The organism is Telluribacter roseus, from assembly GCF_017355915.2.
In the GTDB taxonomy this organism is placed as follows: domain Bacteria; phylum Bacteroidota; class Bacteroidia; order Cytophagales; family Spirosomataceae; genus Telluribacter.
The window spans coordinates 86,335-112,338 of sequence record NZ_JAFEUV020000013.1; the positions used below are offsets into that span (position 1 = coordinate 86,335).

A 26,004-nucleotide genomic window follows, 5' to 3' on the forward strand; every position below is an offset into this window, starting at 1 on the left:
GCTAACCCCGATTTGCAATCGGGACGGTCCCCCGCTGGGGTATAATCAAACAGCGTTTCAAACGCAAATAGATGGCGCCCTGATTTCAAATCAGGGCGAGCGAAGTGGCACCGTTTTCAACAGTGCCACTGCTCCCGCTCATACACTTTACGAGTACTTCTCAAACTTATCAAAGTCCGGCTTGCGCTTTTCGAGGAAGGCATCGCGGCCTTCGCGGGCCTCTTCGGTCATATACCCCAGGCGGGTGGCCTCACCCGCAAAGATCTGCTGCCCTACCAGTCCGTCATCAATGAGGTTGAAAGCAAATTTGAGCATGCGAATAGCCATCGGACTCTTTTCCAAGATCTCCTGCGCCCACTGGTAAGCGGTATCTTCCAGTTCATCGTGGGGTACTACGGCATTGACCATGCCCATTTCGTAAGCCTCCTGAGCGGAGTAGCTACGACCGAGGAAGAAGATCTCGCGGGCCCGCTTCTGACCCACCTGCCGCGCCAGATACGCGGAGCCGTAGCCTGCGTCGTAGCTGGCCACGTTAGCGTCGGTTTGTTTGAAAATCGCATGCTCCTTACTGGCCAGCGTCAGGTCACACACCACGTGCAGGCTGTGCCCGCCACCGACGGCCCAGCCTGGTACTACGGCTATCACAGGCTTGGTCATAAACCGGATCTGGCGCTGTACTTCCAGAATATTGAGCCGGGCTACGCCGTCTTCTCCCTTGTATCCTCCGGTATCACGGGCGTTCTGGTCGCCCCCGGAGCAGAAGGCATACACGCCATCCTTGGGCGAAGGTCCTTCGCCCGACAAGAGTACTACTCCGATAGAGCCGTCGTTGCGGGCATCTTCAAAGGCATCGTACAGCTCAAATACCGTTTTGGGCCGAAAGGCATTGCGTACTTCGGGACGGTTGAAGGCAATACGGGCTACCCCGTTCAGTTTCTTATAAGTAATATCTACGTATTCTTTGGCAGTTTTCCACTCTAGTGCTGACATCTCTATATAGTTTGTTTCACAAGAGCAAACTGACCAAATTTTGGTGAGGATTCAAACTCTTTTATGAGGAAATATGAGCAAGCCCTTCAGGGGTGGTCTGTAAGCGTCAGCCAATATATGGGGTATAAACGGGGCTGATCTTGATCAGTATTGATCTTTACCTCTTGGTACAATTTTAGTTTCTGTGAACGATGGCCTAACTTAGGCGCTCGGTATTTGTAATGGATTAAAACCAAAACCACTATGGCTACAAAGGCAATAAAACCCATTGTAACGCTCACAATTAACCCGGCAGTAGACAAAAGTACTACCGTAGGACGTCTGGTTCCGGACGAAAAGCTCCGCTGTGACCAACCCAATTTTGAGGCAGGAGGCGGTGGTATTAATGTGGCGAAGGCTATCCATCGGTTAGGAGGCAAGCCCCTGGCGGTACTGACTTCCGGAGGTCCGACCGGGCAGCGTCTGCAGGCATTGGTGAAAGCAGAAGGAGTGGACATTGAGGTGATAGAAACCAAGGAATGGACCCGCGAGAACCTGAACGTAGTCGAATCGGCGACAGGCCTTCAGTACCGGTTTAGTATGCCGGGGTCCAGGCTGATGCCTACTGAGGTGGAGGCGATACTGGATACGCTGCGGGAGGTAGATACGCCTTCATTCATTGTAGCCAGTGGTAGTCTTTCGCCGGGCGTACCGGTGGATTTCTACGGCCAGGTAGCCAGGATCGCCCGTGAGCGGGGGGCCAGGTTTGTAGCAGATACCTCCGGTGAAGCCCTCCGGTTGGCCAGCGAATCAGGCGTATTCCTCCTCAAGCCCAATATCACGGAGTTATGCCAGCTGGTAGGTACCGACAAACTGGAAATGGACGAGGTAGATGATGCGGCCCGGGCCCTTATCATAAGAGGCCACTGTGAAGTGGTAGTAGTATCCATGGGTCCCATGGGAGCTATGCTGGTTACGGAAGACCAGGTAGAGCATATACCGGCTCCTCCCGTCAAAAAGAAAAGTACCGTAGGGGCAGGCGATAGTATGGTGGCGGGTATGGTATATACCTTATCGCAGGGCAAATCTATCCGTGAAGCGGTACGTATGGGAGTGGCCTGCGGATCGGCGGCTACCATGAATCCCGGTAGCGAGCTGTTTAAGATGCCTGACGTAAGCCGCCTGCTCGACTGGCTCAACCGCTACGGCAAGCGTTATGCCATACAGGTGAATTAGGTACATAAGCGTTAGATAGTAGCTGCCAGCTTCTTTTTCTGGAGAAGTGACCAGGTACCTCTATGCATGATTACTGGAGCATGGGTACTAATTTGGGTAGCTATCCTGATTTTCTTAAACCTAAAACTCTAACTGCTAATAACTTCTCTATGCCTGATCCCCACGTAATAGGTATTGATTTTGGCACTGATTCGGTGCGGGCCCTGGTGGTAAATGCCCTGACGGGTCAAGAAGTAAGTACTTATGTACAAGAATACAGCCGCTGGAAAGTCGGCAAGTACTGTCTACCCCAGGCTTCGCAGTTTCGGCAGCACCCGCTCGACTACCTCGAAGGACTCGAAGCCTCGGTGAAGGGGGCGCTGGATAAAGTACCGGCTGAGGTCAGAGAAAGTGTAAGGGGGATTGCCATTGACACTACGGGTTCTACGCCCTGTGCCGTGGATGAGCAGGGTACCCCGCTGGCCCTGTTACCCGAATTTGCTGAGAACCCCAACGGGATGTTTATCCTCTGGAAAGACCATACGGCCAATGCCGAGGCCGAAGAGATCAACGCCCTGGCCCGCCGGTGGAAGGTGGACTTTACCAAGTACGTAGGCGGTATCTACTCCTCCGAATGGTTCTGGGCCAAGATACTGCACACGCTCCGCATGGATGAGCAGGTACGCCAGCGGGCTTACTCCTGGGTAGAGCACTGCGACTGGATGTCGGCCGTACTAACGGGCGATACCGACCCACGTACCATGCGCCGCAGCCGCACGGCCGCCGGGCACAAAGCCATGTGGAATGCCGAATTTGACGGTTTGCCTTCCGAAGAATTTCTGACTACGCTTGACCCCCTACTGGCGGGCCTGCGCGACCGCCTCTTCCAGGATACCTATACCTCCGACCAACCCATGGGTAAGCTATCCGCCGAATGGGCGCAGCGGCTGGGGCTATCAGAAGAGGTAGTGGTAGGGGTAGGAGCCTTTGACGCGCACATGGGCGCCGTAGGAGCACATATAGAGCCCTATACGTTTGTACGGGTTATGGGTACCTCTACCTGTGATATGCTCACCGCGCCTAACGAAGATATGACCGGTAAACTGGTACCCGGTATCTGTGGACAGGTGGATGGATCGGTGCTACCCGGTATGCTGGGCATGGAAGCCGGTCAATCGGCCTTTGGTGATGTATATGCCTGGTTCAGGAATCTGCTGGCTTACCCGATCCGCGAGCTACTGGCGCAGGAGGTAGGTGAGGAGGTGGTTAATAAGGTCATAGACGGTATTATACCCTCTCTGTCCAAAGCGGCCGAAGCACTACCCGTTACCGAACACGATATTATAGCCCTAGACTGGCTCAATGGCCGCCGTACTCCCGATGCCAATCATGGGTTGAAAGGAGCCATATTCAATCTAAACCTTGGTAGTGATGCACCGCGGGTATTCAAAGCCTTGGTAGAAGCTACTGCCTTTGGGTCAAAGGCTATTGTCGACCGCTTTCTGCAGGAGGGAGTACCCATCCGGCAGGTAATCGCGATTGGGGGAGTAGCCAAGAAGTCACCCTTTGTGATGCAGACCTTGGCTAATGTCCTGAATGTACCTATCAAGGTAGTGGTATCGGAGCAGGCCTGTGCCCTGGGAGCTGCCATGTTTGCCTCGGTAGCGGCTGAGATTCACCCTTCGGTAGAAGCAGCCCAACAGGCCATGTCATCAGGCTTTGACGCTGAGTACCAGCCCCAGCCCGACCGGGTGGAGGTATATAAGAAGTTGTATCAGAAGTACCTGAAAGCGGGACAACTGGTAGAGGAGGGGTTCTGAGGGAGTGAGAAGCCTACCACTCAATCACTCATTCACCATTCACTCAATACTATATTCACTCATAAACTCATAAACTCTTGACTCATACACTTAAAAAATACGAAGTCTGGTTCGTCACCGGGAGCCAGCATCTGTACGGCGAAGAAACGCTGAAGCAGGTAGCGGAGCACTCGCAGGCCATTGCTTCAGGACTAGACCAGCATGAGAAAGTACCGGTGCGGATCGTGTTCAAACCCGTAGTCACTACCCCCGACGAAATATATAAAGTATGTCAGGAGGCCAACGTAGCCCCTGATTGCATCGGCATCATAGCCTGGATGCATACCTTCTCGCCGGCCAAGATGTGGATAGGCGGATTGAAGGTACTGCAGAAGCCCCTGCTGCACCTGCACACGCAGTACAACCGGGATATACCCTGGGCTACCATAGATATGGATTTCATGAACCTGAACCAGTCTGCCCACGGCGACCGGGAGTTTGGATTTATGATGTCACGGATGCGTCTGAACCGCAAGGTAGTGGTAGGTCACTGGCAGCAGGAGGATGTGATCAATAGCCTGAACATCTGGACACGCGCCGCCGCCGCTCGTTATGATCTGCAGGGCGCGCGTTTTGTACGCTTCGGCGATAACATGCGCCAGGTAGCCGTCACGGAGGGGGATAAGGTAGCCGCCGAGATGCAGTTTGGCTACTCAGTCAATGGCTACGGAGTAGGTAGTCTGGTGCAGGTGATCAATCAGATCAGCGATGCCGCCATTGATCAGCTGTGCGCGGAGTATGCAAATACCTACACCCTGGCCAGTACTCTCCTGAAAGGAGCAGAACAGCACAATGCGTTGCGTGAAGCCGCCCGAATCGAATTAGGTATCAGGACTTTCCTGGAAGAGGGGGGCTTCAAAGGCTACACCAACACCTTCGAAGACCTGCACGGGATGGTGCAGCTACCCGGTATTGCTTCGCAGCGTCTGATGGCGGCGGGCTACGGCTTTGGCGCCGAAGGCGACTGGAAAACCGCCGCGATGCTACGGGCCATGAAAGTAATGGCAACCGGACTGCCCGGCGGTAATTCATTCATGGAAGACTATACCTACCACTTCGCCGATCCGGCCAATCCTGCGGATAGTAAGCTGGTACTGGGCGCGCACATGCTCGAAATATGTGAATCTATCGCCGATGGCAAGCCTGCCTGTGAGGTACATCCGCTGGGCATTGGCGGCAAGGCCGACCCGGTACGCCTGGTATTTAACGTAGCCGGTGGTCCGGCGCTGAATGTGTCGGTGATTGATATAGGTAATCGTTTCCGGATTCTGGCCAACGAAGTGGAAGCCGTAGCTCCACCGCACGACCTCCCCAAACTTCCCGTGGCCCGGGTACTCTGGAAGCCCCAGCCCGATATGCAGACCGGCTGCGCCGCCTGGATCCTGGCCGGGGGAGCACATCATACCGTATACAGCCAAAACCTGTCAGTAGAGTACATCGAAGACTTCGCGGAGATGGTAGGCGTGGAGCTTGTTACTATTGACCAGGACACCCGCCTGCGCCAGTTCAAAAATGAGCTGCGCTGGAATGAGGTATACTACCAGATGAACCGGGGATTCTAGCTATGTCAGCCTATAAGTACTTAAAAGAAGAAGTATACGAAGCCAACATGGAGCTGCCGCGGAAGGGGCTCGTGCTGTATACCTTCGGTAACGTGAGCGGGATTGATCGTCAGGCGGGTGTAGTAGCCATTAAGCCCAGCGGGGTACCCTACGAAGAGCTACGGGTGGAAAATATCGTGGTGGTAGACTTGGACAATCAACTGGTGGAAGGTACCATGCGTCCTTCCTCCGATACCAAAACCCACACGCTGCTGTACCGTCATTTTGATACCGTAGGAGGTATTTGCCATACCCACTCTACCTACGCAGTAGCCTGGGCGCAGGCGATGCGGCCCATCCCTAACCTAGGTACTACCCACGCCGACCACTTGGTAGCGTCGGTCCCGGTGACGGATGTCATGTCCGACGAAGCCATTAAAGGGGATTATGAGCACGAAACGGGTCTGCAGATCCTCGATAAGTTCAGGGAGCTGAGTCTGTCGCCCGAAGAGGTGGAGATGGTACTGGTAGCCTGCCATGGACCCTTTACCTGGGGCAAGACTCCGGCCAAGGCGGTCTATAACTCGGCAGTATTGGAAGAGCTGGCTCGCATGGCCTACCTCACCCTCACCATCAATCCCGCTACTCCCCCCATCAAACAGTCGCTGGTAGATAAGCACTACTTCCGTAAGCACGGCAAAGATGCCTACTACGGCCAGGGCTGCTAGTAGTGGTATAAGCTATCTCGCAAATTTATTCCGCCACAAGTTGTTAGTAGCAGCTTGTGGCGGAAGTGTTTTATAGGTACCTGACTTATGGCTGCAATTAATTTATATAATTATTATAAATTTGTAAGGATATAGTTGGACTTTATTCGTCTTGTTTTAAAGCCTCAACCAGTGTTTGATCAAAAGCCCTCCATTTACCGATCAACGATGGGATGTCTTTGGAAGTAACCGGAGGTTATTATATTGGTTATAAAAGTAGAAACAAGAAGGAGTACGGTTTATAGTATCATATACCTAGCTATTACCTTATTATGCGGCTGAGTTACATTGTTGCCCTTTTAACAATTGTCATTTTGACACTGAGCGCCTGGCAGTGGTGGGGAGGAAATAAAGTAGACTTTAACACCCAAATTAGGCCTATCCTGAACGCCAACTGCACCGGCTGCCATGGAGGCGTAAAGCAGCAGGGTAATATCAGCTTGCTTTATCGTGAAAAAGCACTGAGTAAGGGCAAGTCAGGTAAGCCCTGTATAGTACCCGGTCGTCCCAAAGAGAGTGAACTCATAGCCCGTCTTAAATCCACTGATCCTGACGATCGGATGCCGCTCAAAGCTCCGCCGCTCAGCGAGGAGCAGATCAGCCTGCTGGAGCGCTGGATTGAGGAGGGGGCCGAGTGGGAAACGCACTGGTCCTACATAGCTCCCGAACCCCAGAAGCCACCACTGGTGCTTTCTTTCTGGCCCGAGAATGACATTGATAAATTTGTTTACAAGAAACTTAAAGAAGAAGGACTTTCTCCCGCCGAAGAGGCGAATAAAGCTGTACTGCTCCGTCGTGTTACGCTGGATCTGACAGGGCTGGCTCCTACACCTCAGGAGTATGATGCCTTTCTGAATGACAAATCAGAAAACGCTTACGAAAAAGTAGTGGATCGCCTGCTGTCTTCGCCGCATTATGGTGAGCGCTGGGCAGCTATGTGGCTGGACCTGGCCCGCTACGGCGACTCGCAGGGTTATCAGAAGGACCGCCACCGCGAGATATGGCAGTACCGCGACTGGGTCATCGACGCCTTTAATAAGGATATGCCCTTTGATCAGTTTACGGTGGAGCAACTGGCGGGCGATCTGCTGCCCAATCCGACCGTGGATCAGCGCATTGCCACCGCCTTTCACCGCAATACCAATACCAACGACGAAGGCGGTACCGACGACGAGGAGTTCAGGGTAGTGGCCGTAATTGATCGGGTCAATACTACCATGGAGGTGTGGCAGGGTACTACCATGGCCTGTGTGCAGTGTCACAGCCACCCGTACGACCCTTTTCCGCACAAGGATTACTATCAGCTGATGGCTTTCTTTAATACCTCGGCTGATGCCGACCGCACCAGCGACGTACCGCTGCTATCGGAACTATCGGGTATACAGAAGCGGCAGATGGCTGAACTGACCCGATTTCTGCATGCACAGAAAGACACAGCGGATCAAAAGTATATAGAAGCCCACCGCAGACTGGAGAAGATAAAGCCTTCGCGTACACCTGTCATGGAGGAGCTACCTGCGGATAGTAGCCGTAAGACGTACGTGTTTGAGAGAGGAAACTGGATGGTGCACGGGGAAGAGGTACGCCCACAAACACCTAAGACGCTCACGCAACTCGCCAAAGACCATCCGGCCTCTCGTATGGGGTTAGCTAAGTGGCTGGTAAGTCCGCAAAACCCACTGACGGCCCGGGTAATGGTGAATCGCTACTGGGAGCAACTCTTTGGCCGGGGACTGGTCGAGACGCTGGAAGACTTTGGGACGCAGGGCGCCAAACCCGTGCATCCCGAGCTGCTGGACTGGCTGGCGCTCCGCTTTATGAATGAAGACCAGTGGAGCGTCAAGAAGCTCCTGCGTGAGATCGTGCTGTCGGCAACCTACCGCCAGAGCTCGGAGGTGAGTGAAGAGGCGCTGGAGAAAGACCCCTACAATACCTTACTGTCGCGCGGGCCGCGGGTACGGCTTACGGCCGAGCAGGTACGTGACCAGGCCCTGGCGGCTTCGGGCCTGCTTTCTCCCAAGCTGTTTGGCCCCAGTGTGATGCCTCCGCAGCCCGATGGGGTATGGCAGGTAATCCGGAATGTCATGCGCTGGCGTACCGCCGAAGACGAAGACCGTCACCGCCGGGCCCTGTACACCTACTGGCGCAAGTCCAGCCCCTATCCCTCATTTACTACATTCGATGCACCAAGCCGGGAGTTGTGTCTGTCGCGGCGCGTACGTACCAATACGCCCCTGCAGGCCCTCGTGACACTCAATGATCCGGTGTATCTGGAAGCCTCACAGGGGCTGGCCTGGCAGATGAAGCAGGCTACCGGCTATAATCCCGTTGAAAACATTAAGATGGGCTACAAGCGACTAACTGGCCATATGCCTTCCGAAGAGCGCTTGCGGTTACTGCTCAATTACTACCAGCTGTCGATTCAGCACTACCGGACCAACTCGCATGATGTTCTGAAGTTCCTGACGATGGACTACCCGAAGACGCCACATCTGGCGGCGCTTTCGGCTACCGCCAACGTCATGCTGAACCTGGATGAGGTGATCACGAAGCAGTAGTTCAAAGGAGGAAGGGAATAGTGGAGGAAAGAAGGAAAGTCGGCTGCCGCAGGGTGAGAAGGGAGAATTTGAAATAAAAAGTGAAAGGTAGGTAAGTAGAGGAGGTAAATAAAAGCCAATTTGACATTCTGAAGTCGCCATTCGACAATTAATATAAGTACTGATGGAAAAGCTACTGAAAGAACTGGAACAGACTGATCGGGAGGTAACCACCCGCCGCTACTTCCTGCAGCAGAGTATAGGGCACCTGGGAGCCATGGCCCTGGGGGGTATGATGATGGGATGTGATATGTTCAAAGGTACTAATACGGCTTCTTCCAAAGATAGCTTTCGCCTGAGTCATTTTGCTCCCAAGGCCAAGCGGGTTATTTTCCTGCATATGTCGGGAGCACCCTCCCAACTTGAACTTTTTGAGAATAAGCCCCTCCTGCGTGACCTGGACGGAAAAGACTGTCCGCCGTCGCTGCTGGAAGGAAAGCGGTTTGCTTTCATAGTAGGTACTCCCAAGATGCTCGGCCCCTACGCCGAGTTCAACCAGTATGGACAGACGGGTAGCTGGGTATCTCACCACATGCCTTACTTTCAGAAGGCCGTGGATGAGGTGACATTCCTGCGGGCTATGCATACCGATGAGTTCAACCATGCTCCGGCGCAACTCTTCATGCATACGGGCGGTCCGCGTACCGGGCGCCCCAGCTTTGGCTCCTGGGTGACCTATGGCCTGGGCTCCGAAAACGAAAACTTGCCGGGCTTTATCGTACTGGCCTCCGGCGATGCCATACCTAGTGCTGGTAAGAGTATCTGGGGGAGCGGCTTCCTGCCGTCGCAGTACCAGGGCGTGCAGTGCCGCTCCGAAGGGGACCCGGTCCTGTACATCTCTGATCCCGATGGGATGCCCCGCGACTTGCGTAAGGCGGCTATCAAAACCATCAGCGACATCAACCGGGTACAGCACGAGGAGATGGGAGACCCCGAGATCCTGGCGCGTATCGAGCAGTACGAGCTGGCTTTCCGCATGCAAACCACGGTACCCGAGGCTATGGATATTACCCGTGAACCCGACTACATTCACCAGCTCTATGGTACTACCCCCGGCCAGAACTCCTACGCCAACAACTGCCTCCTGGCCCGCCGCCTGGCCGAACGGGGCGTACGCTTTATCCAGCTCTACCACGCCGACTGGGATACCCACGGCAGCAACTCCAACGAAGCCCTCGAGATAGGTTTTGTAAACCGTTGTAAAGAAACGGATCAGGCTACTACGGCTCTACTTACGGACCTGAAACAACGGGGAATGCTGGATGATACACTGGTGGTATGGGGTGGTGAGTTTGGTCGTACGCCCATGGCCGAAAACCGGGGTGGCAAGAAGGCCCCCTTCAAGGGCCGTGACCACCACAAGGAAGCCTTCACGATGTGGATGGCCGGTGCAGGGGTGAAGCAGGGTTTCAGCTTTGGCGAAACCGACGAGATCGGGTACTATGGTACCAAGGATCGCGTACATGTGCATGACCTACAGGCTACCATTCTGCACCTGATGGGGCTTGACCACGAAAAACTGACGTATCCCTTCCAGGGGCGCAACTTCCGGCTTACCGATGTACACGGCAAGGTGGTGCATCAGATTTTGGCATAGAAATAGCTTGAGAATGCTTACTGGCAACAATTATTGGGCTGATATAGCAAAGAGAGATCTTTGTGCTATATTTCGCCCGGAATGCTTTTGCTAGTCCATTTGGCCTACTACTATGAAACCAGCTAAAATAGCTCTCTATCTCGTTCAACTCCTCAGCCTCCTTACGCTTATCCCATGGTACGATGCCGCCCAGACATCGTTTCAGGCACTTGATACTGTCGATCCAGCCAAGAAGATGGGCGCGTACCTTTTTATTGGGATGATCCTCTCATTCCCGCTCATCGTTTTTATCTGTATCTGGATGTCGTGGAAGTGGTGGCGAAAAGGGAATAAGAAGTCGCCTTTTGTACCATCAGCCCTACCCATCCTGATCGCCATCATGGCCTTCGTATTTGTCAATATGGTAAGGTAGGTACTACTACCGAAGATATTACGAGTGAAAGGATTATAAATGCCTCTCAGGTGGCTTTCCTATAAAAAAAGCCACCTGAGATCATGGAAAAACCTTCCCGCCGCCAATTTGCCAAGGCCGCCGCTGTTACTACGGCAGCTCTGGCTTTTAAGCCATTTTATATCCTACAGGCCCGCCCCAAGCTGGATGGCGAAGTAATCGGCCACGGGTCGAACCGCTACCGGTTGCAGCAGGGGTGGGGGAATCTGGATGCTTCTAAGTTCCCCGTCAAGAACTGCCACGAAATGGTGCAGGACAAGCAGGGACGGCTTATTATGATCGGGGATGAAACTAAAAACAATATCCTCATCTACGACCGGTCGGGCAAGTTGCTCGATAGCTGGGGGCACGACTTCCCCGGCGGGCACGGCCTTACTCTCTGGAATGCCAACGGTGAGGAGTTTCTGTTCATCACTGATCCGGGCATGGGTAAGGTGTTCAAGACCGACATGAAAGGGAAAGTACTGCTTACCATTGAGCATCCGTCCAAGGTAGGAGCCTATAAGGAAGATGCCGCTTTCCGTCCCACCGAAACGGCCATTGGCCCCGATGGTACCATCTACATAGCCGATGGCTACGGGTCGCAGTGGGTGCTGCGCTACACCGCCACGGGTGAGTATATAGATAAGTTTGGTGGACCTGGTGACGAAGATCATCAGTTTGCTACGGCCCACGGCGTAGCCATTGATACCCGTGATAAGGCCAATCCGACGGTACTTGTTACTTCCCGCATCCATAACTCCTTCAAGCGCTTTACGCTGGATGGCAAGTACCTGTCCAGCATCTTCCTGCCCGGTGCCTATGTATGTCGTCCGGTTGTAAAGGGGGATAATCTGTATGCCGGCGTATGCTGGTCGCGGTTAAAGTACCTCAACCAGACACCTAACTCTGGCTTTGTGACTATTCTGGATAAGAACAACAAGGTCATTTCTAATCCGGGAGGTACCAAGCCCGAGTACAAGAATGGCCAGCTCCAGCTGATGGTGCAGGAAAAACCCCTGTTTATGCACTGCCACGATGTATGTATCGATGAGGATGAGAACATCTACATATGCCAGTGGAATGCCAAGCAAACGTATCCGGTGAAGCTGGTGCGGGTGTAGTCGGGCCGGAGGCCCAGCGAATGAGAGGCCGTCACGCGGTGAATGAGCGATTGTGGGGCTAGAATAGTGAACCCATAGTACTTAACGTATAGGCCCGGAGGTGTTCCGGGCTTTTTTGTAAAAAAGAAATTGGGATAGGTCTCCTTGATAAAATGTCGGATTACTGTAAATTAGCAAAGCACCAACCATTACCATTTTGAAAACCCTTAGTCTTAACGAACCCGGACAATTTGAATTCATAGATACTCCTTTTGACACTACCCTGCAGGAAGGAGAAACCCTGGTAAAAGTACTGCGGGTAGGTATATGCGGCACCGACCTGCACGCCTACCGTGGTAAGCAGCCTTTCTTTGAGTACCCACGGGTACTGGGGCACGAGCTGGCCGTGGAGGTAGTCGAAATCAACGGCGATACGTACGGTCTTAAGATAGGTGACCGCTGTGCTGTAGAGCCCTACCTGGACTGCGGCGAGTGCCAGGCCTGCCGGCGCGGCCTGACCAACTGCTGTGAGAACCTGCGGGTACTGGGTGTACATATGGATGGAGGCATGACTGAGTACCTCAAAGTACCTACCGGAAAGCTACACCCCTCCAACCGTCTGAAAGATGATCAGCTGGCTATTATAGAGACGCTGGCGATCGGCGGACACGCCGTGGAGCGGGCGGATCTGGGGCCGGAAGATATCGTCATGGTGATCGGCGCCGGGCCCATTGGCTTATCGGTTATTGAATTTGTGAAAATGGCCGGTGCTACGCTGGTGGTAGCCGACCGGGAAGAGCATCGCCTCAGATTCTGTGAGGAGAAGATGGGGGTAAAGCATACGCTGCTGGCCGATGAGTGGTTCCACGAGCGGCTTCTTCAGCTCTTTGACGGACACCTGCCCACGGTGGTCTTTGACGCTACGGGTAATCCGGCCTCGATGATGAAAACCTTTGAATACTGCGCCCATGGTGGCAAGATCGTGTTTGTAGGGCTGTTTCAGGGGGAGGTTACGTTTCATGACCCGTCGTTCCACCGCAAGGAGCTCACCCTGCTGGCCAGTCGTAACGCTACGCACCACACGTTCCGTACTATCATCAATCACATCGAAAACGGCCGGATGGGCCCTACGCCCTGGATTACCCACCATTTCTCATTTGATGAGCTGCCCGATCAGTTTCCTACGTTGTATGACCCGGCCAGCCGAGTGATCAAAGCGGTGGTAAGCCTGCATTAGTTACCGGATCAGGCGAAGCGTAAAGGCATTTAATACCATGGTACCTATCATAAGCAGGACATACGCCCACCCGATGGGCATGAGAGGTACCAGGTAAAATACCCCCACCAGAAAGGTAGTAAAACCATAACCGGCCAACATCAAGCCATACAGGATGCGGGAGGTGGCGTCGCTGCCCTGTTGGGAGTGGGTAAATACGGCCAGCGTAGAGGTCATGATCGGAAAGGGAGTAAGTATGCCGCTCCACTCAGGCCCCAGTAGCTCAGCAGCCTGCGTGAGGCCCACTACAAATAGTGTAGCCACCAGCATACGCAGGGGAATGTCGTACCGGGGCTGACGGAGGATAGGCGGGATGTTCTTGGGCTTGGGAAAGAAGTAAAGCGTCAGCGACAGAACTACTACATTCAGAATGGTGGCGACCGCCAGCGTAGGGGTATGGTCCAGTGAAATAAAGGCGATGACAAAGAAGACGGCGTAGCTGAGCAGCAACGTCGGTAGCCACGACAGGCGGTACGACAGTCCCGCGTAGGTAAACGCAAACAGTATAGTACCCGCCGAGCCCATGAGAGCCGAAGGGATAGTAGCCGCTACAAAATCAGCCCCCTGCTCCCAGGCCATAAAGAACGAGATAGGGCCGGCCACCCACGGAAAGCCGCCGATCCAGCCACCCAGGCCGGCTCCCCAACGCCGCACGGCCAGTGTCACGCCCGCGATCAGAGCCGGTACAAGTACTATTTTGAGGAGTAGTATGTAGTTCACTGCTAGTAGTTCAGCATCTGGTAAAACAGCCGCAAAGGTACGGGCTTTTTTAATCGTGTCGTTTAGCCTCACTCGTTTTAATCTATATTTGTAAAGAGCTGTCTGAGCCGCAGCCCGACGGACTATAATTACGAACTACACAGGCCATGTCTCCCGGACTGAACTACTTCCGTTTTGACTTATATACAGCTATTCTGTTGGTGGGAGCGGTGCAGGGCTTTTTTCTGACGCTCCTGTTTCTGCTCAGGAGGCCCCACCGGCAGCCCTACCACCATCTGCTGCTGGCCGGATTTGTAGGTACACTCGCCTGTATCGTACTGGAGATATTCCTTTGCTATTCGGGATTGATGTTTCAGATGCTGCCGCTGGTGGACTTCTCGGAGCCGCTCAATTATGCCGTCGGTCCGCTCACGTACCTGCTTTTCAGGAGCCTGGGAGGAAGGGACTGGACGCCCAGGCAATGGTTGCATCTGCTACCTTTCCTGTTTTACTTTCTGTATCACCTGCTGTTTATGGTGCAACCGGAGGCGGTAAAGTATAATGCCTATCTGGGCGCCTACTTTCCGGATGCCGCACGCATACCTGCCCGCCTTCTGGTAGACCCGGACCCGCTTTACCTGTCGGGCTATGACGACTGGCTCACGCTGGTACATATTACCTCCTACATTATCGCATGCTTCTGGCTGATCAGGCAGCCGTCAGGTACACAGGTAGCCAATGCCTACTTTTATTCCTGGACCCGGGTTCTGCTCTACTTCTACGCCGCCATGCTGCTGCTGTTCCTGTTTGTAAGTTTTACCTTCCGGGAAGATCTCGGCGATCACTTCCTGGCGGCACTCCTGGTCGTGCAGCTTTTCTTCATCAGCTACAAGTTGTTTACCGGTTCAGCCTTTTTTCAGCCGGTAGTACAGGTCAAGTACGAAAAGTCGGCACTGAGCGATAGCGCCAAACAGGATCTGCTGCATAAGCTCAAGCTGGCCGAGGAGGAGCGGTTCTACACTCAGCCTTCGGCCTCGCTACCTGCCCTGGCCCGACAGCTCAGTACCTCGCCGCACTACCTCTCGCAGAGCCTCAACGAGTGCCTGGGCAAGAGCTTTTTTGAGTACCTGGCCGAGCTGCGTATTCAGGAGGCCAAAGCCATCCTTTCAGACCCGGCACGTCAGCACCTCAAGATCGAGGAAGTAGCCGAGCAGACGGGCTACCTCTCCAAGTCGGCATTCAGCGCGGCCTTCAAAAAGCAGACGGGACAGACACCGGGGCAGTACCGCAACAAGGCCATTACCGGAGTGCTTTGAGTACTTCCCTATAAGGTAGCACCTCATCCTTACCGGCAGATTCCGCCTTTACGGGCTTCCATAGCGACTTTTGCTTAAAAATTTGCTATGGAAAATCAAACCAAAATCAGACGCTACGAATTTGACTGGCTGCGCGTGCTGGCCTTCTCTCTCCTTATTTTTTACCATACCGGTATGTACTTTGTCGGCTGGGACTGGCACATCAAGAACCCAGAGCTGAGCGAAGCTATAGAGTGGCCCATGCTATACCTGAGCCAGTGGCGTATGTCGCTGATCTTTCTGGTATCGGGGGCGGGCGTGTACTTTGCACTGGGGTACCGGAGCGGTGGTACCTTTGCCAAAGACCGCATGAAGCGCATTCTGCTACCCCTGGTGGCGGGTATGCTGCTGGTCGTACCCCCGCAGGTATACGCCGAGCGGGTAGTGCAAGGGTATGTGGGTAGCTATTTCAGCTTTTACCCTTCTATCTTTGAGCTGGAGCCGTACCCCAGGGGCAACTTCAGCTGGCACCACCTATGGTACCTGGCCTATATCTTTACGTATAGCCTGGTGCTGCTACCTCTCCTGCTATTTCTTCGTCGTGCTACCATTCAGGAGAAAAGCATAAGTACCTGGGCCGTTCTGCTCGGGCCGGCCCTGTGGCTAAGTGCAGGAGGGGTACTGCTGAATGAACGCTTTCCGGCCACCAACGCGCTGGTGGATGATTGGGCCAATCATTTTCTGTACGTGACGGTATTTGTACTAGGCTTTGTGCTGATGAAGCTCCCGGAGGTGCAGGCCAGGGTTCGCCGGATACGCTGGTATAGCCTGGCTGCCGCCCTGCTGACTGTCACTATTCTATGCGTGAAGTACTGGATGGCTGATGACGAAGATCTGGCAGGAGCCCAACTGGACCTGTACTTTATCATCAAGCAGAGCAACCGCTGGTTCTGGCTGATGACCATTCTTGGCTTTGCGATGCAGCACCTCAACATCCGGAGCAAGTACCTGGCTACGGCCAACGAAATGGTGTACCCATTCTACATCCTGCACCAGATGGTGATCGTCGGGCTGGGCTTCTATGTACGTGATCTTGACTGGAGCATAGGCAGTAAGTTCGCCTTCATGTCGTTGGGTACTTTCCTTATCTGCTTCGTGCTCATACAGTACATGATCATGCCTGTCAACTGGTTGCGCCCCATCTTTGGCCTGAAGCCAGTACCCGGGCCATCGCCTTCAAACATTTTGAGTTCAGTTCCGTCTTAAGAAAGGATTATAACTCAACTGCCACTTCTACTTTAATTCAGGTGAAAGTACCCATATAGGTACACTATTTTAACGCTATCTGAGTGGAGCGCTGGAAAGTTGTTGTTATAATATTTGCAACGAGGTTGCATAAAATATACTTTTGCAACGTTGTAGCAAAATATGATGGCGATTACCCACGATAGATATAAAATAGAGAAAAGAATTTGGGCGGTAGCGTGCTACCTGCTACTGGTATTTTTTGTTCCGGCCGCATATGCTCAGAGGCAAGGGTGTGACTGCTTTGTGAAGGGAGTCGTGCGTGATAAGCATACCGGACAGCCTATTCCGGGAGCTACGATAGCCGTGCTGGGAGAAAATAAAGGTGTCTCTACGGATATGAACGGTCGCTATCAGATAGAGCGGCTGTGCCCCGGTCAGTACGAGCTGGAGTGCCGGATCATAGGCTACCAGCCTTATACCGAGACCATTGACCTTATAGCAGGTCATGAGGAAAACTTTGCGCTGGCCGAAGACGAGATCCACCTCAAGGACGTGGAGATTACGGCTCATCGTACCGACGCTCCCATCTCACAGCCGATAACTACCCTTACCGGTAGCGAACTGGCCCAGACGCGCGGTCAGTCACTGGCAGAGAGTCTGAAAGGTATTACGGGCGTAACTACCCTCCAGACCGGATCAAACATTGCCAAGCCCGTTATTCATGGCCTCCATAGCAACCGCGTGCTGATCATGAACAACGGCGTACGGCAGGAAGGGCAGCAGTGGGGGTCGGAGCACGCTCCGGAGATAGACCCCTTCATAGCTACCCGCGTAACCGTAGTCAAAGGGGCCGCTGGTGTTCGCTATGGTTCTGACGCTATCGGGGGAGTGATCCTGGTGGAACCCGAGGAGCTCCCCATTGGGAAGCCCCTCAGCGGAGAGCTCAATACCGTAGGCTACTCCAATGGTCGCCAGGGCGTAGTATCCGGTACCCTACAGGGAGGCGTCAAGGGAATAGAGGAGCTAGGCTGGCGGGCACAGGGTACCTTTAAGCGGGGCGGTAATATCCATACGCCTAACTACTTCCTGTCCAATACCGGCATCCGTGAGCGGAACTTCTCCGTTGCCGCCGGCTATCGTAAGAAAGGGTTTGGCGCCGAAATATTCTATAGTCATTTTGCCACCGAGCTGGGGATCTTTTCGGGTGCGCACATCGGAAGCGTTACGGATCTGCTTCAGGTAATCAAAAACAGGGAGCCACTGGTTAAGTCAGGATTCACCTACACAATTGGGCGGCCCTACCAGGATGTAGCCCATAATCTGGTAAAGGGGGAAGCCCACTACCACTTTGCCGATGGCCACCGTATCCAGTGGGTGTCGGCCTGGCAGCACAACGATCGCTCCGAATACGACCTGCACCGCCCGCGCAATGACTCGTTGGCGGGGCTCAACCGCCCCGAGCTGACGTTCCGCCTGACCACCTTCACCAACGACATTGTGTGGGATCATAAGCCCATAGCCAACAAACTGGCCGGTCAGGTAGGGATAAGTACCCTGTACCAGTACAACCTCATGAACGGTCGCCCGCTGATCCCCAACTTCGACCAGTGGAACGTAGGTGCCTTCCTGATCGAGCGCCTGGTGCAGAACGGTTGGGAGTGGGAGGCCGGTATCCGCTACGACTACCGCTACCTGACTACCTACCGCCTGGTCAACCGCGTCACACAGAGGGACGAGTTCCGCTTCAGTAGTGCCTCAGGTACTTTGGGCGTTACCCGCTCTATCAGTGAAAAGCTTTCGACCCGCCTCAATGTAGGTACTGCCTGGCGTGCGCCTAATGTGAGCGAACTATTCAGCGCCGGGGTACACCACGGAGCCGCCTCGTACGAAGAGGGTGACCCGACACTCCGGCCCGAGCAGGCTATCAATACCGTGGCGAGCGTCGTGTATGACAATGACAAGTTTAACTGGGAGATCGGCGCCTACCACAACTACATAGCCCGCTACATCTACCTTAAGCCGCAGCCGGAGCCGATTCTTACGGTACGGGGGGCATTTCCCTACTTTCGCTACACCCAGACCGACGCCACCTTTACCGGTATAGATGCCTCACTGGGCTGGAAAATGACCGATCGCTGGTCGTGGAAGAGCAAGGCTTCGTACCTGCGTGTATATGATCAGAAGAATGACCAGTACCTGGTGATGATACCGCCCAACCGCTGGGACAACCAGCTCAGCTTCAACATTGGAGAAGCAGGGAAATGGCAGAAGCTTTTTGTTTCGGCAGGTAACCTGTGGGTAGGGGAGCAGCGACGCGTACCCGCTAACAGTGATTTTGCCCCGCCGCCACCTGCCTACTCCTTGTGGAACTTAACGGCAGGGGGGACTCTTTTTATCACCCAAAAACAACAGGTGGAAGTAGGACTAACGGTACATAACCTGCTGGATACCGCCTACCGTGACTACCTGAACCGCTTCCGCTACTATGCCGATGAAATGGGACGTAATATCTCGCTGAGGCTGAAATGGAGGTTTGGAGCCTGAACAAGACTACTTGTTATACATACAACACATCATCCTAAATCAATTTGTAATCTTAATTAACACAACATGCTTATGAAAGTAGATCGCAGAATGCTAGGCTGGGGATTATTGATGAGTGCAGCCCTGTTATTGACGGACTGCCGCAGAGCGGATGAGGTGGATCCACAGGACGAGAATGAACTCATTACAACGGTGCGTCTGAACTTCACAGAGCAGGGTACTACTACTGCCACTACGTTTGAATTCAGAGATCCCGATGGCGAAGGAGGAAATCCTCCAACCCGTTTTGACCAGATCAAGCTTAAGCCTAATACTTCCTATAACGTGACGGTGGAGCTACTTGATGAGAGCAAGACTCCGGTGGTTGATTTGACAGATGAGATCGCTGAAAAAGCCGACGAACACCTGATGGTGTATACGGCTACTCCTGCTACGCTCCTTACGTACACCTACGGCGACAAGGACAGCCGCAACTTCCCCATTGGACTCACCGGAACAGCCCAGACGGGTACTGCCGGTAGGGGTCAGTTGAAAGTGCAGCTACGTCATCAGCCACCGGTTAATGGTACGGCCGTGAAGAACGGTATGGCTGCTCCCGGTAGCGACGATGTGAATCTGGACTTTGAATTGATCGTAGAGTAAGCTTATTAGTTAGTGAATGAGAGATTGTGTGAATTGGTGAGTTATTTTCTATTCACTCATTCACCACTCACTCATTCACTATTAAGTACAAGCCGGGCATCGGCCCTGGATCAGGAGATTGACCTCGTTGGCAAAGTAGCCATCCGGGAGCTGCACCGCTGGTATATGCACATTGGCAAGGCAGTTGGTCTGGCCGCACTCCGTGCATTTGAAGTGAATATGATCGTGGTGGTGGTCTTTTTCGGAGCAGTGGTCTTTACAAAGGGCATAGCGTACACCTTCATCGTCCAGTACCTTATGAATAAGGCCCTTCTCGAGGAATGTCTTGAGGGTACGATAGATCGTAACGCGGTCGAAGCGCTCACCCAGGGAGTCTTCAATATCACCATGTGAGAGGGCCACTCCCTTGTTCAGAAAAGTACCCAGGATATCCTCCCGGCAGGAAGTACTCCGCAGGTTATAGTCTTTAAGGGTTTCTCTGATCGTCTGCTCCATGCTACACAGGCTTTGATTGGTACGTTAATGGGGATGTTAGCTTATAAGATATACAACAGCTAAATCATCAGGTAAATTTACACTCTTCCTTTTATTTATTCTAAAATATTGGAAAATGAACGGTACGACAGAACATTTATTGATGCAACAGCGTTGCAAGAGATAAAGTTTCCCATTACCTTTGTGCTGTTATGAAACCATCACCGATCCATACACACGGACGCGCTGACTACGTAGGGATAGCAGGATCGTTACTTTGTATCGTACATTGCCTGCTGACGCCTGTATTGGCAGTAGGTAGTTCTCTTACCGTCGACGACCATACCATTGCAGGTTTTCTGCACCTTGACTATCTCTTCGTACTGGTCAACGGGCTGGCTGTATACTATGCTACGCGTGGGCATAAGTTCCCGTTGGTGAAGCTGATCCTCTGGCTGGCTTTCGGGCTATTTGCCGTTTCGATTCTGCTGGAAGGTACCGCTACGGTATTTGTGTGGCTGGGGTATATCGGCTCAGGCGTGCTGATAGCCGGGCATGCTGTTAACCTGCTGCTATGCCGGCCCTGGATGATGGCGCACAAGTAGGGGAGTAGCTCTACTTGTCATATTCTACTTCGTAGCGGCTCAGGTCGGGGCGTCCCCGGCGCTTTCGCTGCACTTCATATTCAAATATCGTCTTGCCCAGATCCGCCATAAACGGAAGCCCTACGCTCTCGTATTCGTAGTGGTCGTCGTTGAGGATCTGATCTTCATTACAGTAGATCACCGCCGTCAGCAGGAATTCTATACCCCGTTCAAAATCGACAATGTACGCGTTATCGAGCAGGTACCCGTAGGCATCGCCCACCTTATTGAAGCTGCGAATGTGGCGGGGCGCACGGCGCTTGCTGGCACCAAAGAGCAGAAACTTGCCGTAGCTGTCGTGGTAGTCTTCGGAATAATGTTCGGGATAGCTGGTCTCTATAGGGAGCTGCGACATGTACCGGTACATAAACTCGTAGTCATCCTCCTTCAGGTTAAAGCGCCGCCTGGGCTCCACGCTCTCCGGAAACATGATCGCTTTCATTAGCTCGTGCTGATCTTCCAGCGCAAAAAAGTTTTTCTCCCGGAAGTCAAACGGCTCGTTTACCAGTGTCTCGCCCCGCATATATCCCTTCCCTCTCAGGATGGGCTCAGTAGCTACATAGGTCTTGCTGCTCTGCATCATGGGCTGCTCATAAAGTACTTCCCCGTCTTTTACAAACCTTACCGGATTAGTATAGCGGTTGTTCTCAGTACTCATCGGGAGCTGCAGGCGATGCGTAATGCGGGTATTGGTATAGCCTTTTGCCTGCATCGAATCATTAAAAGCCTGCTGTCCTATAAATTCGTACAGGCGGTTAAAGGCATCATTGTCACTAACGAGCAGGATCTTGCGCGCGTAGTGGGCCACCGAGGGCAGGCCATTTTCGGCCGTTGTATCTTCCAGGGCAGCCGTCTGCTCAGGGCGGGCGGCTTCGGTGAGCATGGGCGCATATTTGTCCAGCCCCGGTACATTCAGCTTATTCAGCTTTTCCAGCGCCAGCAGTACGGCCGGTAGCTTTACAGTACTGGCCGGATAGAAATAGCGGCTGGGATCTACATGGTAGCGGTAGGTTGTGAAGCTGGGCTCGTTTTTCTTGTTGCGGTCTATTTTGGTATATAGTATCTGTACGTCATACCTGACCGGGTCGGCGAGTATCTTATCAAAGCGCTCGGGGTACTTTCGTAGTAGTTTTTCAAGAAAGGCGTCGGTCTGGGGCTGTGCTGCCGCCGGGGTAGATGTCATGTACACGAAGAAAGACAGGAGAAAAGCCCAAAGGTACAGCGTGGGGTAGGTCTGCTTTGGGGAGGTTGCCATCACGTGGCCGTGATAGGGGGATATCAGCTTCGAAGACATGTTACAAACGCTTTCGGGAGTTCTTCTACAAAGTAGGTTCTTATCGGGTACTACTTGATAAAGCAGCCACTACTTTGTATAAATCAATATATTGCGTAGTAGTTTAATCCGAAAGTAGGAGAAATGTTTGGCGGATTCTATTTTTTGAAAAATAAATAAGAATTTTAGTGGGCTGTATATCGGCTGACGTATAGTGTAAATTTGCGAAGGACCTGGTTTAAACCAGCATTGGTCGGTTAAAACCGGTTAACCTTTGTCTTTACTAGTACATACTGCAGTCAATCAATCTTATATTAATCGAATACTAATGGATAAAAAAGAACTACGTAGCCGTGGCTGGTTCGGCAAGACAGGAAAAGATGGCTTTATCTACCGCGCCTGGATGAAAAACCAGGGCTTCCCTGCCGATGAGTTTGAAGGCCGTCCGGTCATAGGTATCTGTAATACTTTTTCAGAGTTAACCCCTTGTAATGCCCATTTTCGTGAGCTGGCCGAGTCGGTAAAGCGGGGCGTTTGGGAAGCCGGCGGGTTTCCGCTGGAATTTCCGGTGATGTCTCTGGGTGAAACCCTCATGAAACCTACCGCCATGCTGTACCGCAACCTGGCCAGTATGGACGTGGAGGAATCCATCAGGGCCAATCCGGTGGATGGAGTAGTGCTGCTCTGTGGTTGTGACAAGACTACCCCTTCGCTGGTAATGGGAGCCTGTAGTGTAGATATCCCTACCATCGTGGTATCGGGTGGACCTATGCTAACCGGACGCTACCGGGGCAAGAGCATCGGTACCAGCGACGTATGGCGCTTCAGCGAGGCCTACCGTCAGGGACAGATCACGCAGGAAGAGTTCACTACAGCCGAAGCCTGTATGTGCCGTAGCCAAGGCCACTGTGCCGTAATGGGTACCGCCTCTACTATGGCCTGTATGGTGGAATCACTGGGGCTTACCCTCCCCGAAAACGCGGCCATACCCGCGGCGGACTCACGTCGAAAGGTAGCCGCTCACCTGTCGGGGCGCCGCATTGTGGACATGGTAAAAGAAGACCTGCGCCTGTCGCAGATCCTGACCCGCGAGGCATTTGAGAATGCCATTCGGGTCAATGCCGCCATTGGTGGTTCTACCAACTTTGTGGTACACCTGCTGGCCATTGCGGGTCGTATAGGTGTGGAACTTAACTTGGATGACTTTGATGCACTGTCGAGAGAGATACCTCTGCTGGTGAATCTGCAGCCGTCGGGAGGGTACTTCATGGAGGATTTCTACTACGCAGGAGGCCTGCCGGTGGTAATTAAAGAAATGCTGTCCAAACTGCACGGAGATATCATTACGGTCACCGGAAAAACCCTGGCCGAAAATTGCGCCAATGCTGAGTGCTTTGATCCGGAAGTAATTGCTACGCTGGAGAAACCGGTAAAAAATCTGACCGGACTGGCCGTAGTAAAGGGCAACCTGGCCGAGAACGGAGCCGTCCTGAAGCCTTCGGCCTCACTGAACCCTGACCTGATGAAGCACCGGGGCCGGGCGCTGGTATTTGAAGACATTGACCACTATAAGTCACGCCTGGACGACCCTACGCTGGACATCGACGAAAATACCGTACTGGTCCTGAAAAACGTAGGTCCTAAAGGCTACCCCGGTATGCCCGAAGTAGGTAACATGGGTATCCCCAAGCGACTGCTCGAGAAAGGGGTAATGGATATGGTACGTATCTCAGACGGACGCATGAGCGGTACGGGCTTTGGTACCGTGGTACTGCACGTATCGCCGGAGGCGGCCGTAGGAGGTATGCTGGCACTAGTACAGGATGGTGACTACATAGAACTGGACGTGGATGCACGACGCCTGCACCTGGATGTATCGGATGAAGAGCTGGAGCGTCGCCGGGCTGCCTATAAGCCGCTGGAGCTGGGCTACGACCGTGGCTACGTCAACCTGTACATCAACCACGTCACTCAGGCCCACGAAGGAGCCGATCTGGATTTCCTCAGAGGCTGTTCGGGTGATAAGGTGACACGCGATTCTCATTAAGCATCCGAGTAAGCCTGTATCATAGCAGGAAAGGTCGTTTTCACAGGTTCTGCCAGGAATCCGTGAAAACGACCTTTTTCGAAAGATGTGGCCCGCGGCCTAACAATACAGGCCGCAGGCTGTATATAATAGAAAATTGGTATCTGAAATATAAGCTTACCAGCATGGGCTTTTGGCGCAACTGGCGAGCTTTACTGATAAAGATCATTTATCCATGACAGATAAAGTTTTTAAAGATCAGGTAGCCATAGTTACCGGCGCCGGACAGGGCATAGGTTTTGAAATATCACGCCAGTTGGCTGCGCAGGGAGCCTGTGTGGTACTGAATGATCTGGATGCCAGCCTGGCCGAGCGGGCTGCCGCTGATATCCGTGAAGAAGGCGGACAATGTGTAGCCGTACCGGGCGATTCGGCGGATGAGGCCATTATCGACGATATGGTGCAGGTGGCGGTGGATACCTACGGCAAGCTTACGATAGCCGTTGCCAACGCCGGTATTACCTTGTTTGGCGATTTTTTCGAATACAAGGCTGAGGACCTGCGCCGCGTACTGGAAGTGAACATCATGGGAACTTTCCTGCTTACCCAGGCGGCAGCCCGCCAGATGCGGAAGCAGAAAAGTGGTGGACGTATTTTGCTGATGTCGTCGGTGGTGGGGCATCAGGCGCACCAGTACCTGGCCGCTTACGCCATGACCAAGGCGGGCATCGAAATGCTGGCTAAAAACCTGGTGCTGGAGCTATCTCCCTATGGAATAACGATCAACACCGTGGCTCCCGGTGCTACGCTTACCGAACGTACCCTACATGAGGACCCCGAGTACCCCAAAGTATGGTCAGCCATAACGCCCATGGGCCGTCCGGCCATTCGGGAAGACATCGCACATGCGGCCCTGTTTATGCTATCACCCTTGTCAGGACATGTTACGGGGCAAAGTCTGGTGGTAGATGGTGGCTGGACTGCCGTAAGCCCCCTGCCGGACCTTAGTAATATGAAGGTAGCTAAGGATCAGTAGCTTCTTAGAAATCCGTATCCTCTTCGCCGAACAGCTGTGATTCCAGATCTTCGACGCTACCTTCCTTGGCTACGTACAGTTCGCGGGGCTTGGCGGAGCGTTTGGGTTTGATGGTAATGAAGTTTTGGTACTGCTCTTCGGTGATAATCTGAAGGTCCAGAGCGCGCTTGAGCACGATCGGAAAGGGTACCCTGAAGAAATCAGCAATATCCGCCGCCAGGAAAGGAGGGATTTTGGAAATCCCTTCGCGGAAAAAGCTGCTGACGTCAGAGGCTGGTAGTAACTTGTCAACTATCAGTTGTTCCGTACGGGCTACCAGCGTAGCCGGATCAGTATAAGCGGTGTAGAGCCCCAGTGAGGCCGTAAGCAAACAGGCGTGGTAGTGACGGTCATTAGCATCGGCGTGAGCATTGACGAATACCCAGCCCTTCTGGTGGTAAATGGCCGAGAAGCCGATAAAGTTGTCATCTACCTGATGCAGGTGAGCAATTTTAATGGTTTCGGGATAGGGAAGCCGATGCCCGATCAGTTGTATTATCTCCTGCGCCGAGGATATATCGGCACCTTCACCAGCCGGTTCTACCCTCCATTCACCATGTACCAATCCTTCAAAAAGCTGGTCTGCTTGCTGCTGACTTTCTGCCTGCCCCCAATGCAGCACGATCCTGTCTCCCCGGACCGAGAAGTCGAGTGGTAGCTGATTTTTGGGTTGCCTCTTAGCCATATGCCTGATAACTAGGTAAGTGTTTGTAAGTCAAATATACATGCT

General features: G+C 53.2%; 21 protein-coding genes. 16 read left to right on the forward strand and 5 right to left on the reverse strand.

Annotated features, from left to right (window positions below):
* Positions 1–147 precede the first annotated feature (147 nt).
* A complete protein-coding gene (locus JTN23_RS20415) occupies positions 148–990 on the reverse strand; it encodes a 1,4-dihydroxy-2-naphthoyl-CoA synthase (protein WP_247236904.1) in 843 nt (280 codons plus the stop codon).
* A 243-nt stretch (positions 991–1,233) separates the two neighbouring features.
* On the opposite strand from JTN23_RS20415, the gene JTN23_RS20420 reads away from it, so the two are divergent.
* The 9 genes from JTN23_RS20420 (at position 1,234) to JTN23_RS20460 (ending at position 13,315) form a co-directional block, all read left to right on the forward strand.
* Positions 1,234–2,205 carry a 1-phosphofructokinase family hexose kinase gene (locus tag JTN23_RS20420; RefSeq protein ID WP_247236905.1) on the forward strand — a complete coding sequence of 324 codons (972 nt, stop codon included), beginning with the start codon at positions 1,234–1,236 and terminating at the stop codon, positions 2,203–2,205.
* A gap of 149 nt (positions 2,206–2,354) precedes the next feature.
* A complete protein-coding gene (locus JTN23_RS20425; RefSeq protein WP_247236906.1) occupies positions 2,355–4,004 on the forward strand; it encodes a ribulokinase in 1,650 nt (549 codons plus the stop codon).
* Positions 4,005–4,081: 77 nt separating this feature from the next.
* Positions 4,082–5,605 carry an L-arabinose isomerase gene (gene araA, locus JTN23_RS20430; RefSeq protein WP_247236908.1) on the forward strand — a complete coding sequence of 508 codons (1,524 nt, stop codon included), beginning with the start codon at positions 4,082–4,084 and terminating at the stop codon, positions 5,603–5,605.
* Positions 5,606–5,607: 2 nt separating this feature from the next.
* The gene (locus JTN23_RS20435; RefSeq protein ID WP_247236909.1) at positions 5,608–6,312 is read left to right on the forward strand and encodes an L-ribulose-5-phosphate 4-epimerase; all 705 of its coding nucleotides are present in this window, start codon (positions 5,608–5,610) and stop codon (positions 6,310–6,312) included.
* A 353-nt stretch (positions 6,313–6,665) separates the two neighbouring features.
* Positions 6,666–8,909, forward strand: coding sequence for a PSD1 and planctomycete cytochrome C domain-containing protein (locus JTN23_RS20440; RefSeq protein WP_310586736.1), 2,244 nt, complete (start codon positions 6,666–6,668; stop codon positions 8,907–8,909).
* A 163-nt stretch (positions 8,910–9,072) separates the two neighbouring features.
* A complete protein-coding gene (locus JTN23_RS20445; RefSeq protein ID WP_247236911.1) occupies positions 9,073–10,545 on the forward strand; it encodes a DUF1501 domain-containing protein in 1,473 nt (490 codons plus the stop codon).
* A gap of 112 nt (positions 10,546–10,657) precedes the next feature.
* Positions 10,658–10,957, forward strand: a complete 300-nt coding sequence (locus JTN23_RS20450; protein WP_247236912.1) for a hypothetical protein — start codon at positions 10,658–10,660, stop codon at positions 10,955–10,957.
* An 83-nt stretch (positions 10,958–11,040) separates the two neighbouring features.
* Entirely contained in the window at positions 11,041–12,099 is a 1,059-nt protein-coding gene (locus JTN23_RS20455) for an NHL repeat-containing protein (protein WP_262918592.1), read from the forward strand.
* A 196-nt stretch (positions 12,100–12,295) separates the two neighbouring features.
* Positions 12,296–13,315, forward strand: a complete 1,020-nt coding sequence (locus tag JTN23_RS20460; protein WP_247236913.1) for a zinc-binding alcohol dehydrogenase family protein — start codon at positions 12,296–12,298, stop codon at positions 13,313–13,315.
* On the opposite strand, the gene JTN23_RS20465 is transcribed toward JTN23_RS20460, so the two are convergent.
* Positions 13,316–14,074, reverse strand: a complete 759-nt coding sequence (locus JTN23_RS20465) for a hypothetical protein (protein ID WP_247236914.1) — start codon at positions 14,072–14,074, stop codon at positions 13,316–13,318.
* A 146-nt stretch (positions 14,075–14,220) separates the two neighbouring features.
* On the opposite strand from JTN23_RS20465, the gene JTN23_RS20470 reads away from it, so the two are divergent.
* The 4 genes from JTN23_RS20470 (at position 14,221) to JTN23_RS20485 (ending at position 19,782) form a co-directional block, all read left to right on the forward strand.
* Positions 14,221–15,369, forward strand: a complete 1,149-nt coding sequence (locus tag JTN23_RS20470) for a helix-turn-helix domain-containing protein (protein ID WP_247236915.1) — start codon at positions 14,221–14,223, stop codon at positions 15,367–15,369.
* An 87-nt stretch (positions 15,370–15,456) separates the two neighbouring features.
* Positions 15,457–16,614 (forward strand): acyltransferase family protein, encoded by a 1,158-nt coding sequence (locus JTN23_RS20475; RefSeq protein ID WP_247236916.1) that lies wholly within the window; start codon positions 15,457–15,459, stop codon positions 16,612–16,614.
* A 162-nt stretch (positions 16,615–16,776) separates the two neighbouring features.
* Complete coding sequence (locus JTN23_RS20480) at positions 16,777–19,140, forward strand: TonB-dependent receptor (RefSeq protein WP_247236917.1); 2,364 nt, start codon at positions 16,777–16,779, stop codon at positions 19,138–19,140.
* 72 nt (positions 19,141–19,212) lie between these two features.
* Positions 19,213–19,782, forward strand: a complete 570-nt coding sequence (locus JTN23_RS20485; protein ID WP_247236918.1) for a hypothetical protein — start codon at positions 19,213–19,215, stop codon at positions 19,780–19,782.
* An 81-nt stretch (positions 19,783–19,863) separates the two neighbouring features.
* Here the strand turns inward: JTN23_RS20485 and JTN23_RS20490 are convergent, their stop codons facing one another.
* Positions 19,864–20,277: a Fur family transcriptional regulator gene (locus JTN23_RS20490; RefSeq protein ID WP_247236920.1), complete on the reverse strand. Its 414-nt coding sequence runs from the start codon at positions 20,275–20,277 to the stop codon at positions 19,864–19,866.
* Positions 20,278–20,468: 191 nt separating this feature from the next.
* On the opposite strand from JTN23_RS20490, the gene JTN23_RS20495 reads away from it, so the two are divergent.
* On the forward strand, positions 20,469–20,861 hold the full coding sequence (locus JTN23_RS20495) for a MerC domain-containing protein (RefSeq protein WP_247236921.1): 393 nt from the start codon (positions 20,469–20,471) through the stop codon (positions 20,859–20,861).
* Between the two features lie 10 nt (positions 20,862–20,871).
* Here JTN23_RS20495 and JTN23_RS20500 read toward each other — a convergent pair whose 3' ends face one another.
* A complete protein-coding gene (locus JTN23_RS20500; RefSeq protein ID WP_247236922.1) occupies positions 20,872–22,194 on the reverse strand; it encodes a serine hydrolase in 1,323 nt (440 codons plus the stop codon).
* Positions 22,195–22,501: 307 nt separating this feature from the next.
* Between JTN23_RS20500 and JTN23_RS20505 the strand changes: the two genes are divergently transcribed.
* Positions 22,502–24,220 carry an IlvD/Edd family dehydratase gene (locus JTN23_RS20505; protein ID WP_247236923.1) on the forward strand — a complete coding sequence of 573 codons (1,719 nt, stop codon included), beginning with the start codon at positions 22,502–22,504 and terminating at the stop codon, positions 24,218–24,220.
* A 214-nt stretch (positions 24,221–24,434) separates the two neighbouring features.
* A complete protein-coding gene (locus JTN23_RS20510) occupies positions 24,435–25,235 on the forward strand; it encodes an SDR family NAD(P)-dependent oxidoreductase (protein ID WP_247236924.1) in 801 nt (266 codons plus the stop codon).
* Between the two features lie 4 nt (positions 25,236–25,239).
* On the opposite strand, the gene JTN23_RS20515 is transcribed toward JTN23_RS20510, so the two are convergent.
* Complete coding sequence (locus tag JTN23_RS20515) at positions 25,240–25,959, reverse strand: hypothetical protein (protein ID WP_247236925.1); 720 nt, start codon at positions 25,957–25,959, stop codon at positions 25,240–25,242.
* Between the last annotated feature and the right edge of the window lie 45 nt (positions 25,960–26,004).